General features: G+C 55.2%; 11 protein-coding genes. 5 read left to right on the top strand and 6 right to left on the bottom strand.

The features are described 5' to 3' along the window. Window positions 1-23: 23 nt before the first annotated feature. Genes H8790_RS06960 through acrA form a run of 3 tightly spaced genes read left to right on the top strand, consistent with a single transcriptional unit; the run spans window position 24 to window position 3,142 of the window. Complete coding sequence (locus H8790_RS06960; protein ID WP_187334155.1) at window positions 24-1,166, top strand: acyl-CoA dehydrogenase; 1,143 nt, start codon at window positions 24-26, stop codon at window positions 1,164-1,166. A 19-nt stretch (window positions 1,167-1,185) separates the two neighbouring features. Further along, entirely contained in the window at window positions 1,186-1,986 is an 801-nt protein-coding gene (gene acrB, locus H8790_RS06955; RefSeq protein ID WP_187334154.1) for an acryloyl-CoA reductase electron transfer subunit gamma, read from the top strand. A gap of 19 nt (window positions 1,987-2,005) precedes the next feature. Further along, window positions 2,006-3,142 carry an acryloyl-CoA reductase electron transfer subunit beta gene (gene acrA, locus H8790_RS06950; protein WP_187334153.1) on the top strand — a complete coding sequence of 379 codons (1,137 nt, stop codon included), beginning with the start codon at window positions 2,006-2,008 and terminating at the stop codon, window positions 3,140-3,142. 112 nt (window positions 3,143-3,254) lie between these two features. Here the strand turns inward: acrA and H8790_RS06945 are convergent, their stop codons facing one another. The 5 genes from H8790_RS06945 to ku all read right to left on the bottom strand — a co-directional run bounded on the left by H8790_RS06945 (window position 3,255) and on the right by ku (window position 10,383). After that, window positions 3,255-4,355 carry a M42 family metallopeptidase gene (locus H8790_RS06945; protein WP_187334152.1) on the bottom strand — a complete coding sequence of 367 codons (1,101 nt, stop codon included), beginning with the start codon at window positions 4,353-4,355 and terminating at the stop codon, window positions 3,255-3,257. Window positions 4,356-4,375: 20 nt separating this feature from the next. Continuing rightward, the gene (gene cls, locus H8790_RS06940; protein WP_243208586.1) at window positions 4,376-5,899 is read right to left on the bottom strand and encodes a cardiolipin synthase; all 1,524 of its coding nucleotides are present in this window, start codon (window positions 5,897-5,899) and stop codon (window positions 4,376-4,378) included. A gap of 133 nt (window positions 5,900-6,032) precedes the next feature. Then, window positions 6,033-8,432 carry an ATP-binding response regulator gene (locus H8790_RS06935; RefSeq protein ID WP_187334151.1) on the bottom strand — a complete coding sequence of 800 codons (2,400 nt, stop codon included), beginning with the start codon at window positions 8,430-8,432 and terminating at the stop codon, window positions 6,033-6,035. A 215-nt stretch (window positions 8,433-8,647) separates the two neighbouring features. Continuing rightward, the gene (locus H8790_RS06930) at window positions 8,648-9,589 is read right to left on the bottom strand and encodes an ATP-dependent DNA ligase (protein ID WP_187334150.1); all 942 of its coding nucleotides are present in this window, start codon (window positions 9,587-9,589) and stop codon (window positions 8,648-8,650) included. Continuing rightward, entirely contained in the window at window positions 9,586-10,383 is a 798-nt protein-coding gene (ku, locus tag H8790_RS06925; RefSeq protein WP_187334149.1) for a non-homologous end joining protein Ku, read from the bottom strand. The genes H8790_RS06930 and ku overlap by 4 nt, the downstream gene beginning before the upstream one ends. Before the next feature lie 485 nt (window positions 10,384-10,868). Here ku and H8790_RS06920 point away from each other — a divergent pair, with 485 nt between their 5' ends. Continuing rightward, window positions 10,869-11,996, top strand: a complete 1,128-nt coding sequence (locus tag H8790_RS06920; RefSeq protein ID WP_187334148.1) for a zinc-dependent alcohol dehydrogenase — start codon at window positions 10,869-10,871, stop codon at window positions 11,994-11,996. A 14-nt stretch (window positions 11,997-12,010) separates the two neighbouring features. Beyond that, a complete protein-coding gene (locus H8790_RS06915) occupies window positions 12,011-14,002 on the top strand; it encodes a thioredoxin domain-containing protein (protein WP_187334147.1) in 1,992 nt (663 codons plus the stop codon). A 213-nt stretch (window positions 14,003-14,215) separates the two neighbouring features. Here H8790_RS06915 and H8790_RS06910 read toward each other — a convergent pair whose 3' ends face one another. After that, window positions 14,216-14,674, bottom strand: coding sequence for a TspO/MBR family protein (locus H8790_RS06910; protein ID WP_404821713.1), 459 nt, complete (start codon window positions 14,672-14,674; stop codon window positions 14,216-14,218). Between the last annotated feature and the right edge of the window lie 1,498 nt (window positions 14,675-16,172).

Raw genomic sequence — 16,172 nt, 5'->3', positions numbered from 1 at the left:
GTAAAAAAGAAGGAGTGTAAGGTATGGATTTTCATCTGACTAAAGAGCAGCAGATGCTCCGTAAGATGTACCGCGAATTTGCCGAGAATGAAGTCAAGCCCCTGGCGGAAGAGATCGACGAAGAAGAGCGGTTCCCCATGGAGACCGTCGAAAAGATGGCCAAGTTGGGCATGATGGGCATTTACTTCCCCAAGGAGTACGGCGGCGCCGGCGGCGACGTGCTCTCCTACGCCATGTGCGTGGAGGAGCTGGCCAAGGTCTGCGGCACCACCGCCGTCATCGTTTCCGCACATACGTCTTTGTGCTGCGCCCCCATTTTTGAGCACGGCACCGAAGAGCAGAAGCAGAAGTACCTGCCCGACCTGCTCAGCGGCCGCAAGATCGGCGCGTTCGGACTGACCGAGCCCGGCGCCGGCACCGATGCCTCCGGCCAGCAGACCACTGCTGTGCTGGAAGGGGATCACTATGTGCTCAACGGCTCCAAGTGCTTCATCACCAACGGCAACGTGGCCGACACCTTTGTCGTGTTCGCTATGACCGATAAGAAGGCCGGCAACCACGGCATCTCCGCTTTCATCGTGGAGAGGGACTTCCCCGGCTTCTCCCAGGGCAAGCACGAGAAGAAGATGGGTATCCGCGGCAGCTCCACCTGCGACCTGATCTTTGAAGACTGCATCGTCCCCAAGGAGAACCTGCTGGGCAAAGAGGGCAAGGGCTTTAAGATCGCCATGCAGACCCTGGACGGCGGCCGCATCGGCATCGCCTCCCAGGCCCTGGGCCTTGCCGAGGGCGCCATTGACGAGGCTGTCAAGTACACCAAGGAGCGTGTCCAGTTCGGCCGCCGCCTGAGCCAGTTCCAGAACACCCAGTTCCAGCTGGCCGACATGGCCTGCCGCACCCAGGCCGCCCAGCATCTGGTTTATGCCGCCGCCATGGCCAAGGAGAACCACGAGTCCTACAGCGAGAAGGCTGCCATGGCCAAGCTCTTTGCCGCGGAGACCGCGTCCGACGTCACCCGCCGGGCCGTGCAGCTCTTCGGCGGCTACGGCTACACCCGTGAGTATCCCGTGGAGCGCATGATGCGCGACGCCAAGATCACTGAGATCTACGAGGGCACTTCTGAAGTCCAGCGTATGGTCATCGCCAAGTACTTGGGCGTGAACTAAGATAGGAGGTACGGTTAAAATGAAAATTATTGTTTGTGTTAAGCAGGTTCCCGATACCTCCGGAAAGGTTGCCGTGAACCCCGATGGTACCCTGGACCGCGCGTCCATGCAGACCATCACCAACCCCGATGACCTGAACGCGGTGGAGGCTGCCCTGAAGCTGAAGGACGAGACCGGCTGCAAGGTGGTTGTGGTCACCATGGGCCCCCCGCCCGCAGAGGGTATGCTGCGTGAAATCCTGGCCCGCGGCGCGGATGAGGCCGTTCTGGTTTCCGCCCGTGAGTTCGGCGGCAGCGACACCTATGCCACCTCTCAGATTCTGGCTTCCGCCATCAACCGCATCGGCCTGGAGCAGGACGACGTCGTGATGTGCGGCCGTCAGGCCATCGACGGCGATACGGCCCAGGTCGGCCCCCAGATCGCCGAGAAGCTGCACCTGCCCCAGGTTACTTACGCTGCCGAGATCCACAAGGCCGGCAACGCAATCACCGTCAAGCGCATGCTGGAAGACGGCTACATGACCATCAAGGTGAAGACCCCCTGCCTGCTGACCTGCATCAAGGAACTCAACGAGCCCCGCTATATGAGCGTTTCCGGCGTATTTGAGGCCTATTCCAAGCCCATGGAGGTCTTCAGCTATGAAACGCTGAAGGATGATCCCCTGATCGATCCCACCACCATCGGCCTGAAGGGTTCCCCCACCAACATCCTGACCTCCTTTACGCCGCCTCTTAAGGGCGCCGGCGTGATGCTGGAGGGCGCTGACAAGGAAACCTGTGACAAGCTGGCCGGTCTTCTGGCCAAGAAGCACATCATCTGATTGAAAGGAGAAAGATACAATGGCCACTTTTAATAATACGGATCTTGCTGCTTTCAAGGATGTCTGGGTCTTCTGCGAGCAGCGCCAGGGCAAACTGATGCCCACTGACTTTGAGTTGATTTCCGAAGGCCGTAAGCTGGCCGACGAACTGGGCGTGAAGCTGTGCGGCCTGCTGCTGGGCGACAACGTCGAGGGCCTGGCCAAAGAGCTGGGCGGCTACGGCGCCGACGAGGTGATCGTCTGTGAAAGCCCCCTGCTGAACGTCTATACCACCGACGCCTATGCCAAGGTGATCTGCGACGTGATCGAGGAGATGAAGCCCGAGGCATTCCTGATCGGCGCCACCAACATCGGCCGTGACTTGGGCCCCCGCTGCGCGGCCCGTCTGCACACCGGCCTTTGCGCCGACTGCACCCACCTGGATGTGGACATGGACATCTACAAGGACTTCCTGAGAGAGAGCTCCACCCTGGCCCCTGAGAAGATCGACGGCATGAAGACCGCCAAGGTCTTAGGCGAGGATCACGATGTGTCCCGCGACCTGAAGATGACCCGCCCCGCTTTCGGCGGACACCTGATGGCCACCATCATCTGCCCCCGTTTCCGTCCCACCATGGCCACGGTGCGTCCGGGCGTCATGAAGAAGGCCCCCTTTGACCAGGCCAAGGCCGACGCCTGCAAGATTGTCAAGCCTGTCGTGAAGCTGACTGAGGATGACATCGACACCGAGGTCGTCGAGGTGGTCAAGGCCGCCAAGAAGCTGGTTGACCTGATCGGCGCGGACTTCATCGTCTCCGTGGGCCGCGGCATCTCCAAGGATGTGGAGGGCGGCATCAAGCTGGCTGAGGAACTGGCCGCCGAGTTGGGTGGCGTTGTGGGCGGCTCCCGTGCCACCATTGACTCCGGCTGGCTGAGCGCCGATCATCAGGTGGGCCAGACCGGCAAGACCGTCCATCCCAAGGTCTATGTTGCCCTGGGCATCTCCGGCGCCATCCAGCACAAGGCCGGTATGCAGGATTCCGAGTGCATCATCGCGGTCAACAAGAATGAGACCGCGCCCATCTTTGAGATTGCCGACTACGGCATCTGCGGCGACCTCTTTAAGGTCACGCCCATGCTGACGGAAGCGATCCGCGCTGCTAAGGCTGCAAAGTAACGTTTCATACAAAAGTCCCGGCGTGAATTTTTCACGCCGGGACTTTTTTGCCGGGGAAGCAATCACAAAGGCTGCCTGCCGCTTGCGGCAGGCAGCCTTTTGTGATGAACCATCAGAACGAACGGGAGAAATGCTCCCACAGGTGCTCCGCGGCATAGCAGGTCAACTCCACTGCCTGCTCCGCGTCGGAGAGATTGACGATCTCCACCGCACTGTGGGTGTAGCGGCAGGGGATGGAGATTCCTCCGGTGAGAACGCCGGTGCCGTCTAAGGCGAACTGGTCGGCGTTGGTGCACCCGGAGAGCAGGTCGTACTGATAGGGGAGGGACAGCGCCGCACAGCCGCCCTCCAGATACTCCACCACCTGCCAGGGGACCACATGGGCAAAATGGCTGACGGCGCTCTTGTCATAGAGCTTGATGGCTGGCCCCTTGCCCAGGTCGAGAGGCGCTTTTTGCCGCTTGGCGTGAGGAACATCCCCACAGGAGCAGATGTCGTAGACCAGGCAGACGTCCGCCGTGGTGTGGAAGAACTTCCGGAAGCCGTTGTAGACCGTGTTGCTTCCCCGCAGAATCAGTTCCTCCTGGACGGTGAAGGAGGCAAGGATTGTGCTGCGGGGCGGGTGCTGTGCAAGCTGCTCCAGTGCCTTCAGCACCACCGCGCAGCCTACCCGGTTGTCGAAGGCCTTGGCCATGACATTCCCGGAGAGCAGCTCCAGAAAGGGTTCGTCGAATACCACGGGCATTCCGGGCTTGACTCCGCTCTCCAGGGCGGCCTCCCGGTCCCGGGCGCCGATGTCGATCCACAGGTCCTCCTGGGATACGATGCTGCCTTTTTCTCCGGCGCCGGAGGAGTGGAAGGAGTTGACTCCGAACCCGCCCTTGACGGCGCCGGTTTTGGTCAGGATGGAGACTCGCTGCCCCATGAGCAGGTTATCCGCCATGTAGCCTAAGGGTGCGACAAACACGTGGCCGCCTTCATCGATGTAGCGGACGATGAAGCAGGGTTCGTCCATGTGGGCATCCAGGTGAAGGACAGGGGCACTTTCCTCCCTTCCCGGAATCCGGGCGCAGAGATTGCCCAAATTGTCGGTGAACAGGTCCCGGATTCCTGCCTTTTGCAGCCGGCTTTCAATATAGGATTTCACCAGCCCTTCAAAGCCGGGAGGGGCGGGAAGCTCGGTTAGAGCGCGCAGAGTCTCTTTCATGTTCATCCATTACTCCTTTTATTCCGTTATACCAGGGGCGCAAACGCCCGCAGGACGCTGAGGAAGAGCCGTTTGGGAAGGGAAAGAGGGCCAAAGGACCCGACCTCCTGGCAGGAATTCAGTGTCAGCTGAAAATCCTGCTTGATCTGCTCCACCGCACTGGAGCGGTAGAGCCAGGAGGCGCATTCCAGATGAAGGTACAGGCTGCGGTAATCGAGATTGATGGTGCCCACCACACCGTACTGGTCGTCGGATACAAAGGTCTTGGCGTGCATGAATCCAGGCGTGTATTCGTAAATCCGTACCCCCGCTTTTTGCAGCGGTTCATAGTAAGAGCGGGTAAGGAAGAAGACAAACTTCTTATCCGGGATGTGCGGGGTGATGATCCGCACGTCCACGCCGCTGCGGGCGGCTAACTTCAGGGCCGAGAGGGTTTCGTTGTCTAAGATCAGGTAGGGGGTGGTGATGTAAATATACTCCTTGGCCCGGGAGATGATGTTGAGATATACGCTCTCACCCACCAATTCACTGTCCATGGGCATATCCGCATAGGGCTGGACATATCCGTCGCTGGGGATTTCTTCCGGGGAGAGTGTGGGCCGGTACTGGGTGAAGTCATCCTGATCTCCTGTGGTCATATCCCAGATGGAGAGAAAAAGCGTGGTAAGGCTCCAAACCCCCTGACCCCGGAGGAGGAGGGCCGTGTCCTTCCAGTGACCGTGCTTGGGGAATTCGTTGATGTACTCATCCGCCAGGTTAATGCCGCCGGTGAAGCCCACGTTGCCGTCGATGACGCAGATTTTCCGGTGATCCCGGTTGTTGAAGCGGGGGGAGAGGATGCTGTTGAAGGGGTTGAACACGCAGGCGCGGATCCCCTTTTGGCGGAGTGCTTTGACATACCCATGGGGCAGGGTAAAGAGGCAGCCCAAGTCGTCGTACATCACCCGGACGTCGACACCCTCCTTGACCTTGCGCTCTAAAATCTCCAGAATCCCGTCCCACATAACACCCTGTTCCACGATGAAATACTCAAGGAAAATGAACTTGTTAGCGGACTCCAGCTCCCGCAGCATGGCGGCGTACATGGCCTCACCGATGGGAAAGTATTCGGTCTCGGTGTGGTCATAGGGCGGTGTGCCGGAGGCGCGCAGGATGTACCGGGCGTGGAGCGCGGCCTCCGGGGAAGCCTGCTCTAACTGCTCCATGGCGTTGGGAACCGCTGTGCCGGCCTTGCGCCACTGGCGCTGGATGGCGGCGGAGATCTGTTTTTCCCGCTTGGTGACGCGGTATTTTCCAAAGAGCAGGTACAAGAGCCCGCCGAAAATCGGAAGCAGCAATATGGGGATCAGCCAGGCGATTTTGAAGCTTGGATTGCTGTCGCTGTTGAGGATATGGACCGTGGCCACAATAGACAAGAGGATGCAGAAGAGATAGAAGTAGGCAAATTTATCCCAAAAATAGATAAACATGAAGATCAGGACCGCAAGCTGAATGGTCACGAACAGAGCAATATAGATGATCTTGCTCACGATAATGTCATGTTTTTTCAAAAGCAGACTCCTTTCGGCATTTGCTTCAGTATAGCAGGCTTTATCGGAAAAGGGAAGCGCAGGCCAACTGAAAAAAGCCGCTGACAGGCGTCAACGGCTTTTTGGGCCCCGGCAAAGACGGGGCAGGAAAGGCCTAAATTGCGGCCGGCGGGACAGGATGGTTTTGCCGCTTCCACTGGATACATTGGATCAGCGTATTGCGCAGCTGCTCCATGGAGATAGGCTTCATCAGATGCCCGTTCAGCCCCGAGCGCCGGGCCTTCCGCACATCTTCTGCAAACGCATCGGCGGTCAAAGCGATGATGGGCAGTTCATTGATACCGTCCAGATGGCTGTCACGGATCTGCCGGGTGGCTTCATAGCCGTTCAGGTTGGGCATGCGGATGTCCATAAATATGACATCATAGTAAAAGGGAGGATGGTGGAGCACCGCCTCCACCGCTTGGAGCCCGTCTTCCGCCAATTCCACCTCCACGCCAAGCAGCTTCAGCATCTCTATGGCAATCTGCTGGTTGAGCACATTGTCCTCTGCCAGCAAAACACGGACGCCTGCAAGGGAGACCCCCTCCTGAGAGGACTGCGCAGTTTGGGCGGCGGCTGCGGCCGCCTGAGCAAGCGGAAGGGTGACGGTAAACCGGGAGCCGCTGCCATACTCACTCTCCACCCCAATAGAGCCGCCCATCAGGGAGATAATGTTTTGGACAATGGTCATCCCAAGGCCGGTGCCAGCGGTTTTTCGGGCATCGTCGGCCCGGCTGAAGGGCTCAAAAATATGCTCCATGAACTCCGGCGTCATCCCGATGCCGTTGTCCTCCACAATAAACCGATAGGTTCCCATCTGGAAGGAGTTTTTCCTGACCTCCTCCAACTGGAAGCGAATCTCCCCCTGCGGGGATGTGTATTTGGAGGCGTTGTCCAACAAATTGACCAGCACCTGGCAAAGCCGCTGTTTATCTCCCAATACTTGGCTGTGGAGCGTTTCGTCGATCTGGACGGTGAGGTGCTGCTCCTTGGACTGGAAGGCCAGCTGTACCATCGTCACGGCGTCCTGCACCAGATCCCGGAGATCAAACTCCGCCTCTTCCAACTCTACCGTGCCGCTCTCAATTTTGCTGACATCCAGCACCTCATTGATGAGTCCCAAGAGATGGGCGCTGGAGTCTGAAATCTTTTTCAAATACTCCTGGAGCCTGTCCTCGTCCCGAATGTGATGCTGCGCCAGCTCAGTCATCCCCATGATGGCATTCATTGGGGTGCGGATGTCATGGCTCATGCGGGAGAGAAAATCGCTTTTCGCCTGGCTGGCCTGCTCCGCCTTTTGCAGGGCCTCCTCCAGCAGCTGCTTGCTCTGCCGCTCACGCTTCAGCTCGGCCTCCTGCCGCCTGTGCTCCTCGTCGATGCACTTGGACATCGCCATGACCAGAATGTCATCGGTGGCTTCGCTTGGAACACGCACCACCTGTAGAGAAGTCCAGTGATACTGATCGTCTTCCCCAAGCTGCCGCAGCTCCATGGAGACGGACTGCCCCCCTTGGACAAACGCATCCAGCAGATACTGCCTGGAAAACGTTTCGGCATATTTCTCTTGAAACTCCGGGGCAGCGATGGAGATTCCCGATTGCACCAATTCATCAAAGCACCCGGATTCAGGCGCCTTGCAGAAGTGGAGGCGGTCGTATTCCAGCATATGGTAAGTATTCTGGGTCAGATTGATGGAGATCAGCATCTGATAGGATACCTTGGCCGCAATGGCCAGTTGGGCGATGTCCAAGTTCATTTTTTGTTCTAAGAGATACTCCTCTTGGATGTCCCTGTAAATCAAAACGCACCAGCAGTCCTGATCCTCGAACTGTTCTAACTGCGTGGCGGTGAACTCCACCATATGATAGGTGCCGTCATCCGTCAGCCGGCGGAGGCGCTTTGAGATCTGCCTGCGGCCGGCCCCAAACAGGCGCAGCATGGCCTCCCTGGAAAAATTGGCCCGAAATTGGGAGAGGTCGTCCGGGTGGATCGTCTTTTTTGCATAGGTGAGGTTTTCTGCTCCAAAATTGCCTTGGTCCGGTATATCCGTCCACAGTGAGTCCTTTTGGCAATTGACATAGTAATCCTTTGTCAGGTTCGCAATAATACACTCTTTGAATACCGTCACCAGGCTTTGGGCATACATTTTTTTGACTTTTTTCTCCCCCTGCTCCTCCTCAAAGTTGAGTTTGTGGGGAGTGGCGGTGACCACTATGGCCGGAATATACCCGTCCCAGAGGATGTGGTTGACTGTGGCGTCCACAGTAGTTTTCTGCAGGGGGTCGTAACAGACGATGTGGCTGGAGGGATCGGAGTCCATTTTATCCAAAGAATAGTTGGCGCACACTTCCGGCCAGATGTCGCTACACCTCACTCCAAGCTTGACGCGCCCGCGTCCGGTTTCCCGACAGCGCTGATTAAAATACAGCAGTTGTTGGGTTTCTGTTTCGATCACATAGACAGAAGTTTCCGTTAACGCATCCAGTAGCTGTTTCAGATTGTCGTTGTACATAGTGCACCTCCCAGCTTGGCCCAAACAGAACTCCGGCTTTTCCTCATTATATACCGGTATAGGAGAAATAGGAATATGGAAAGCAAACTATTTTCTCAAGGAGGAGAGAGTACTGTGACCGGTGGAAAGCAACAGCGCATACCGAGTTACAGCGACAAGGCGTGTACGGGAACCAAGGCGTGACGGATGAACCCCCAGGGACAACTCCCTGGAGGCTACTTTTGCATAAATTGACATTCCTCCGGCGATTTGTCGTCCCTGAGCCCTTTGCATACGGGCTGCCGCATAGACCCGCTGGCCGTGCGCTCCATATAGGCCACCGTACAGACCAGCTTTGGCCTGACCCACACAGCGTATTCATTTCCGGGTGGAATATCAAAAGATGGGCGTTTCCGCTCCGGAAGCGCCTCAATGCGGCGGAAGTCGCTGCTGGAGACACCCAGGGTTACATGCCCCTGGTAAATCATCCTGCCGTCCTGATACTGCCCCAGGACCAGGCTGACAACTCCCTTCTCTTTGCGGATGTAGCCGCAGACCACAAAGTCATCGTCCTGAAGGTTTTTGCATTTGATCCAGTCCTTGGTCCGCTTGCCCGGGAAGTAGAGGCTTCCCTTACGCTTTGCCACGATCCCCTCCAGGCCATGCTGAACCGTCAGGCCATAGAGGGCAGTGCCATGTTCCTCTATGATGCGTGACACAGCCAGGCGCGGGCTGTCCGTTACCGCAGAGGAAAGGATGTCCTTGCGTTCCTCCAGAGGCCTGCTGATCAAATCCTCGCCCTTATAGTGGAGAATATCGAAGGCCGTGTAGTTGACCGGCAGCTGATCGGCGGCGATACGGATTTTGAACGGGTTCGACATCAGGGACCGACGCTGGATTTCGGAGAAATCGGGCTTTCCATCGGAGAAAACTGTGATCTCGCCATCCAATACACACTGCCCCTTGATCTGCATGGCGATGCTGCGCAGTTCCGGGTAAATCCCGGTCACGATCACACTGCGCTTGTTGACCAGCTCCACGCTGCCGGACGGGGACAGATAGGCAAGGCACCGGATTCCATCCAGCTTCAGTTCATAAAGATAATCCGGGCTGTCGAACGCCTCTCCCTCCGCGCCGATGAGCATAGGGGGGAGGGGGCGCTTATCAAAAAGGCTCATGCGCCCTGCTTTTTCCGGGCGGTGCGTTTCGGCTTGCCGCCGGTTTTCTCAATGCTGGCCTTCAACGCATCCATCAGGTCGATCACATTGCCCTGATCTTTTGTGCTGGCGGCCACGACTTCTTTTCCGGCAATTTTGTCCTCAATGAGCTGGCGGAGCTTCACCTGGTATTCGTCGTGGTATTGCTCCGGCTCAAAAGGCGTGTCCATGCTGGCTATGAGCTGACGTGCCATTTTCAGCTCCGCGTCGGATACCTCCGGCTTATTGTAGGCTTTTGGGATATCCTTGAGTTCATCCTCAAAGTGCATGGTGGAGATCAACACCCCGTCCTCCCGGGGGATGATGGCCATGAGGGTTTCATGACTGCCCATGACCGTTTTCCCGATGGCGATCTTTTGCTCCTCCATCAGGGCCTCTCTCAAAAGTTCGAATGCTTTATCCCCGCCCGCCTCGGGGACCACATGGTAGCACTTGTCGTAGTAGATGGGGCTGATCTGGTTGAGCTGGGCAAAGTGGAGAATCTGGATGGACTTTTCCTTTTCCGTTTTGATGCGCTCGATCTCCTCGTCGGTTACAATCACATAGTGGTCCTTGTCGTACTGGTAGCCCTTTACGATATCCTCTGATTTGACCTCTTCGCCGCAGTGGGCACAGACCTTTTTGTACCGGATGCGCTGATGGTCGTCCTTGTGGAGCTGGTTGAAGCTGATGTCGTTGCTCTGGGTGGCTGTATACATGGCGACCGGGATCGCCACCAGCCCCCAGGAAATTACTGTCTTTGCAGATACGGCCATTTCCATCACCTCGGCTTTAGTTTGGCCGGGCTGGCAGGTGAATATTTGGGGATACGCTCGTTTTTCAATTCATTTGTAATTTGCGGATAAAAAGGGTGAGACCGTACGGGCTTATCCTTGGTACGGCGATACAGAATTTTTTGATAGGTCCAGCGATCCAGGGGTTCCCCCACAGGCAGGCGAAACGCAATGCATGGTATACTGCACCATATCCGGGAGTCTGCGGAGGCAAATTGCGCAATGCACGGGACGAATAAGGTTATGCCTGACAGCTATACTATACCGTACATAAAAAGCAAGGTATTTTATGGCGGTATCACAAAGCGGGGCGATTTCCCCTGGAATATATTCCGCTGGGACTGTATACAGCGGCGCAGGACAGGCGTATTCACGCGCGGTTTGCGGAAATTTTCGAAACAGCATAGGCGGCCTGCGCCAGGGAATAAGTGGTTGAATCTTCTGGGGGAAATGCTGAAAGGAAAAAAATGAAAGCACTTGTATATGAAGGCGTAAAGGATGTCCGCATGGAAAAAGTAGCGGATCCGATCATTCAAAATGAGGATGATATAATCGTAAAGGTGACTTCAACCGCGATCTGCGGTTCAGATCTCCATTTGATTCACGGCAGGGTTATGGCTTTGAAGCCCGGATATATTCTGGGCCATGAAACAATGGGAATCGTAGAGGAAGCAGGCAAAGAGGTCACCAAGGTGAAAAAGGGCGACCGTGTGATTGTGCCGTTCCCGGTAGCATGCGGACACTGCTACTTCTGTGATCATGGGCAATACAGCCAATGCGACAACTCCAACCCAAACGGAGAAGCAGGCGGGCTGTTTGGTTATTCCGATGCATACGGCGGATATGCCGGAGGACAGGCGGAATACTTGCGGGTACCGTATGCGAACGTTGGCCCTGTTGTCGTACCGGAGGAACTAACCGATGAGCAGGTCTTGTTCCTGACCGATATTCTTCCCACCTCCCGTTGGGGCGTGGAGATCAGTGGTGTAAAACCCGGCGATACGGTAGTCGTACTCGGGTGCGGGCCGGTAGGCCTGTTAGCCATCAAATGGTGCCTTTTTTTGGGGGCAAAGCGGGTAATCGCCGTGGACAGCGTGGCCTACCGCCTGAAGCATGCGGCAAGTTACGGTGCGGAAATCATGAACTTCGAAGACTATGATAATACCGGGCTGGAGATCAAGGAACTGACCCACGGCGGAGCGGATGTGGTGATCGACTGCGTGGGAATGGACGGAAAAATGTCTGTCATGGAGAAAGTGGAAGCGGCAATGAAATTGCAGGCGGGGTCAAAATCTGCTATTGAGATCGCCTCGGAGGCGGTGCGCAAATGCGGAACAGTATCGATGGTTGGCGTATACGGAGGACGGTACAACACATTTCCCCTGGGAAACTTCTGGACGCGCAACGTCACGCTAAAAATGGGCCAGTGTCCGGCTCAAAATTATGTGCAGTCGATACTGGAACTCATCAAAGAAAGAAAATTCGATGCCACCGATATTATTACCCATACACTGAAACTTGAAGACGGCGTTCATGCCTATTCAATTTTTGACAATAAAGAGGACGGCTGTATCAAAGTTGTTTTAAAACCATAAAAGAAGAGGAATATATGGCAAACAGATTACAAAACGAAAAATCTCCGTATTTGCTCCAGCACAAGGACAATCCCGTGGACTGGTATCCGTGGAGTGCAGAGGCGTTTGAAGCCGCAGGGCTTGAAGACAAGCCTGTCTTCCTCAGTATCGGCTACTCCACCTGCCACTGGTGTCATGTGATGGCGCACGAATCCTTTGAAGACACAGAAATTGCAGAACTCTTGAAAGATTTTATCTGCATCAAGGTGGACCGTGAAGAACGCCCCGATATCGACGCCGTATATATGGACGTCTGTCAGGCGCTGACCGGATCCGGTGGATGGCCGCTCACAATTCTGATGACGCCGGAGCAGAAGCCGTTTTTCGCAGGAACCTATTTCCCCAAAAAAGGTCGGCGCGGGCAGCCGGGATTGACCGAGGTCTTAAAACAGGCGAAATATCTTTGGGATCACGACCGCGAAAGACTCATAGATGCTGGAAATCAGATCACAGAGGAGCTCTTAAAGAACAGAAAGTGCGATTCTATTGATCCTGAGAAATCAATGCTGAGCGAGTCATATGAGTTTCTCCGGAAAAACTTTGATCCCGACTTTGGCGGGTTCGGAGGTGCTCCGAAGTTTCCGACACCCCACAATCTTTTGTTTTTACTCCGATATTATAGGTGTGAAAACGAACCGAACGCCCTGCGAATGGTGGAAAAAACCCTTGATGCCATGGCAAGGGGAGGGATTTTCGATCATATCGGCGGCGGTTTTTCCCGTTATTCCACCGACGATAAATGGCTGATTCCGCATTTTGAGAAGATGCTCTACGACAATGCGCTTTTGATCCCCGCCTATCTGGAGGCATATCAGATCACAAAGAAGGAATGCTATGCGGAAGTTGCACGGCGGACGGGAGACTACATCCTGCGTGAATTGACAGATCCGGAGGGTGGCTTTTATTGCGGGCAAGACGCGGACAGCGACGGTGAGGAGGGAAAATATTATACCTTTACACCGAATGAAATCGAAAGTGTTTTGGGGCAGGAAAAGGGCGCGGAATTTTGCCGCCTGTATGGAATTACCGATAGAGGCAACTTTGAAGGGAAAAGCATTCCAAACCGGATTGGGCAGAAAGCGGAAGGCTGGCGGATGGGCGCTCCGGAGTTTGAAATGCTATATGAATACCGAAAACAGCGATTTGCGCTTCACAAGGACGATAAGATTCTGCTTTCATGGAATGCATGGACGATCATTGCGCTTGCCCAAGCGGGTTCAATCCTTCAAGACGATCGCTATTTCTCGGCGGCGATGTCAGCGCAGCGTTTTATTGAAGAAAGTATGACCGACGAACACAACCGGCCGTTCCACAGGTTTCGGGACGGCGAGGCCGCACACGCAGGGCAGCTGGACGATTACGCGGTTTATGCGCTGGCACTTTTAGAACTATACCGCACAACCTTAGACGTGAATTATCTAAAACAGGCGATACTTCGCGCAGGACAAATGACAGACCTGTTTGAAGATGAAGCAAACGGCGGGTATTTTCTTGGCGCGCGTGACGCGGAAAGGCTCATCGCCCGCCCGAAGGAACTGTACGATGGCGCAGTCCCTTCGGGGAATTCTGTTGCTGCTGTGGTTTTAGGGCGCATTGCCTCTTTGACGGGAGATATGCTGTGGCAGGAACGATCTGACAGGCAGCTACGCTTTATTTCCGGTCAGGTCCGCGAGTATCCCGCCGGATACACGTTTTCCATGCTTGCAGTCGCGGATTCTCTGTATCCGCATCGGGAATTAGTCTGCGCGGGGAAAAACCCACCTGAGGAATTAAAGGAATACCTTCGAAATAACCCGGCGGACGATATCAGCGTAATCTTCAAATCGGAAGAAAACGGATCACTTCTTGCCGAAATCGCCCCCTTTACCCTGAACTATCCCCTGCCGGTGCAAGCCGTACTTTATTATCTTTGTGAAAACGGCACCTGCCGTGCACCGGTCGATGATTTTGTAAAGCTACCTTTGTAAATGCCACTTGAGCCCGCCCCATTTACTTGGGCGGGCTCAAGTGGCTTATTTTATAATGATTTTCCTAAATAGCGCATTCCACGAGTGTACAGATGATATGAGTCGGGCTGTATTCACAGCCACATGCATTGGAGCGTTCGCCTTGTTAATAACATGAATATCTCTGTCAAAAGGAAACCGCCCTGTTTTTGGGGCGGCATACATCGCTCAAATTCAGCGGTTCAGGAACCAGAACCCGAAATTGAGGTAGGCGGCAAAGGCGCACCAGAGCAGATAAGGGATTTGGATAGCACCAGCAAGCACGTCGATTCTAATAAAAGACCGGATCATCAGAGCGACCAGGAGAATCAGGGCAAGGAGCCAGAAAAAGGCAAACAGCCTCCATTGCAGGAGAAAGAACCAGGCGGACCAAAGCACATTGAAGAGAAGCTGGACGCCGTAAACCAGGATCGCGCGATCCCTGCCCGGCCGTTTCCACACCCTTGCCGCACCGACGCCCATCAGGAGGAACAAAATGGTCCAGACAATGGGGAACAGGATGGAAGGCGGCGTCAGGGGCGGCCGGTTCAGCTGCTCGTAGGCCTGAAGGCCTGCCATGGTGAAAAGGCTGCCGATGCCACCGGAGGCCAGGGAGATCAGGAGAAACGCAAGATAAGACAAATATTTATTCACTATCATCACCAATCGATCGTATGCCTGATGTTCAGCAAATATGAATTGTGGCCGGACAGAAGCGGAGGAGGGACTTATGAGCTTAACGGTCAGGGGCCAGTTTAGGCGGTGGAAAGGGCGATGCCAAGGCTGATTGACTATCAGGAGGCCATCGGCCATTGACCGCTGTTATGCTGAGCATGAAAAGCAGAATAATTATGACGGAGGATAGCAATTGGCTGAAGCGGTAATTTGACAAGGCACGCCGTTCCTATGGTGCGGTGGAGGTACTGCATTTACTATTACAAAGCCCGCGTAAGGTGATGTTGGAGGACGGTCGAGAATGGCAAAAAAACCGCCCGGCATAACCGGACGGTTCAATAGGCGGCTGATTAGCAGCCGATGCCGAAGCACTGACTGAGCATCTGGAAAAGAGCACTACAGTCAAAATTAAAATCAAAATTACACATAACATAGACCTCCAAATATATTTGTCTCGCGAAGACAATTAGAATTGTAACCGTTTTGTAACCATTATGCAACCAGTAAATATTGCCGATGATTTGGAAAGAGCCGGATAGACGGCTTGATGTGGAAGTTCGACGTGATCCAATCCTTCTCAAGGGAGGTGCTGTAGATGCAGGTTTCCATCCGGCCCACACCAATTTTCTGGCCCCTGTTGCACCAAAGAGTGCATCGCAGGCCAATATTGGCACTCCAATTGGAGGAGGGGCGTTGGACCAAGCATGCTGCTAAACCGGGAGAAGCCTGACCAGCACCCATCGGCGCCATCTCCAAACTGGAGGCGGAGCTGGCGGGAAAAAGCGTGGAACCTATGACCAACGCGGAATCGAAATGTTATTGGGAGGATTTTTCAATGGCTAAATTTTTGGACGACAACGGCCTGCTTTACTTTTGGGGCTCTCCGCCGGCGCCAGTGGTACCAGCAGCACCAAGGCGGACATGACCAGCGCGGTTAGAGGGCCTTATGACGCAGCTGCGGCGTTTCAGAACCAGAGAAGCTGACACCGCGCCGGGCGCAGTCCGATCTCTTAGTCAATGCCCTGGTGCCGGACGGCTATGAGCGGAGGGATATCACAATTACTGGTACGATTGAAGCGGATAACCCTGCTTTCCGGCGACTTACACAACTGAATCTCACAGAGCCAGTGTAAAGAGCCGCCCCGGAGTTCCGGAGCGGCCATGGGAAATCGGGAGTGTGAAGTGGACAGTTTTATCGGCGCCGGAGAACTGGATCAGCGTACTGCGATTTGAACAGGAAAACGGATGCGCACAAAAATGAGACCTACCACGGGAAGACCGTGAGTGGCAGTCGGGTCCCTGCCTGGCTGGAGCGCGGCCACGGAGTCCCGGCCTTAAGCAAGCGGCGTTGGGCCGGCTATGGCCGCGGGGGGAAGATCACTGGCATCAGTTTTACAACTGGACGAAACCGAGGACACAGGAGAATGCGCTGAAGACGGCAGACCGGGTGCTGTGCCTCTTCAGCAACGAACACTAA

Source organism: Oscillibacter hominis, assembly GCF_014334055.1.
In the GTDB taxonomy this organism is placed as follows: domain Bacteria; phylum Bacillota; class Clostridia; order Oscillospirales; family Oscillospiraceae; genus Oscillibacter; species Oscillibacter hominis.
Note: the sequence above shows the minus strand (reverse complement) of the source record. Positions and strands in the feature narration are given on the sequence as shown.

Excerpts from the sequence above, each read along its gene's own strand:
- H8790_RS06960 (WP_187334155.1), top strand. The coding sequence starts at position 24 with ATGGATTTTCATCTGACTAAAGAGCAGCAGATGCTCCGTAAGATGTAC.
- acrB (WP_187334154.1), top strand. The coding sequence starts at position 1,186 with ATGAAAATTATTGTTTGTGTTAAGCAGGTTCCCGATACCTCCGGAAAG.
- acrA (WP_187334153.1), top strand. The coding sequence starts at position 2,006 with ATGGCCACTTTTAATAATACGGATCTTGCTGCTTTCAAGGATGTCTGG.
- H8790_RS06945 (WP_187334152.1), bottom strand. The coding sequence starts at position 4,355 with ATGAACATGAAAGAGACTCTGCGCGCTCTAACCGAGCTTCCCGCCCCT.
- H8790_RS06935 (WP_187334151.1), bottom strand. The coding sequence starts at position 8,432 with ATGTACAACGACAATCTGAAACAGCTACTGGATGCGTTAACGGAAACT.
- H8790_RS06930 (WP_187334150.1), bottom strand. The coding sequence starts at position 9,589 with ATGAGCCTTTTTGATAAGCGCCCCCTCCCCCCTATGCTCATCGGCGCG.
- ku (WP_187334149.1), bottom strand. The coding sequence starts at position 10,383 with ATGGCCGTATCTGCAAAGACAGTAATTTCCTGGGGGCTGGTGGCGATC.
- H8790_RS06920 (WP_187334148.1), top strand. The coding sequence starts at position 10,869 with ATGAAAGCACTTGTATATGAAGGCGTAAAGGATGTCCGCATGGAAAAA.
- H8790_RS06915 (WP_187334147.1), top strand. The coding sequence starts at position 12,011 with ATGGCAAACAGATTACAAAACGAAAAATCTCCGTATTTGCTCCAGCAC.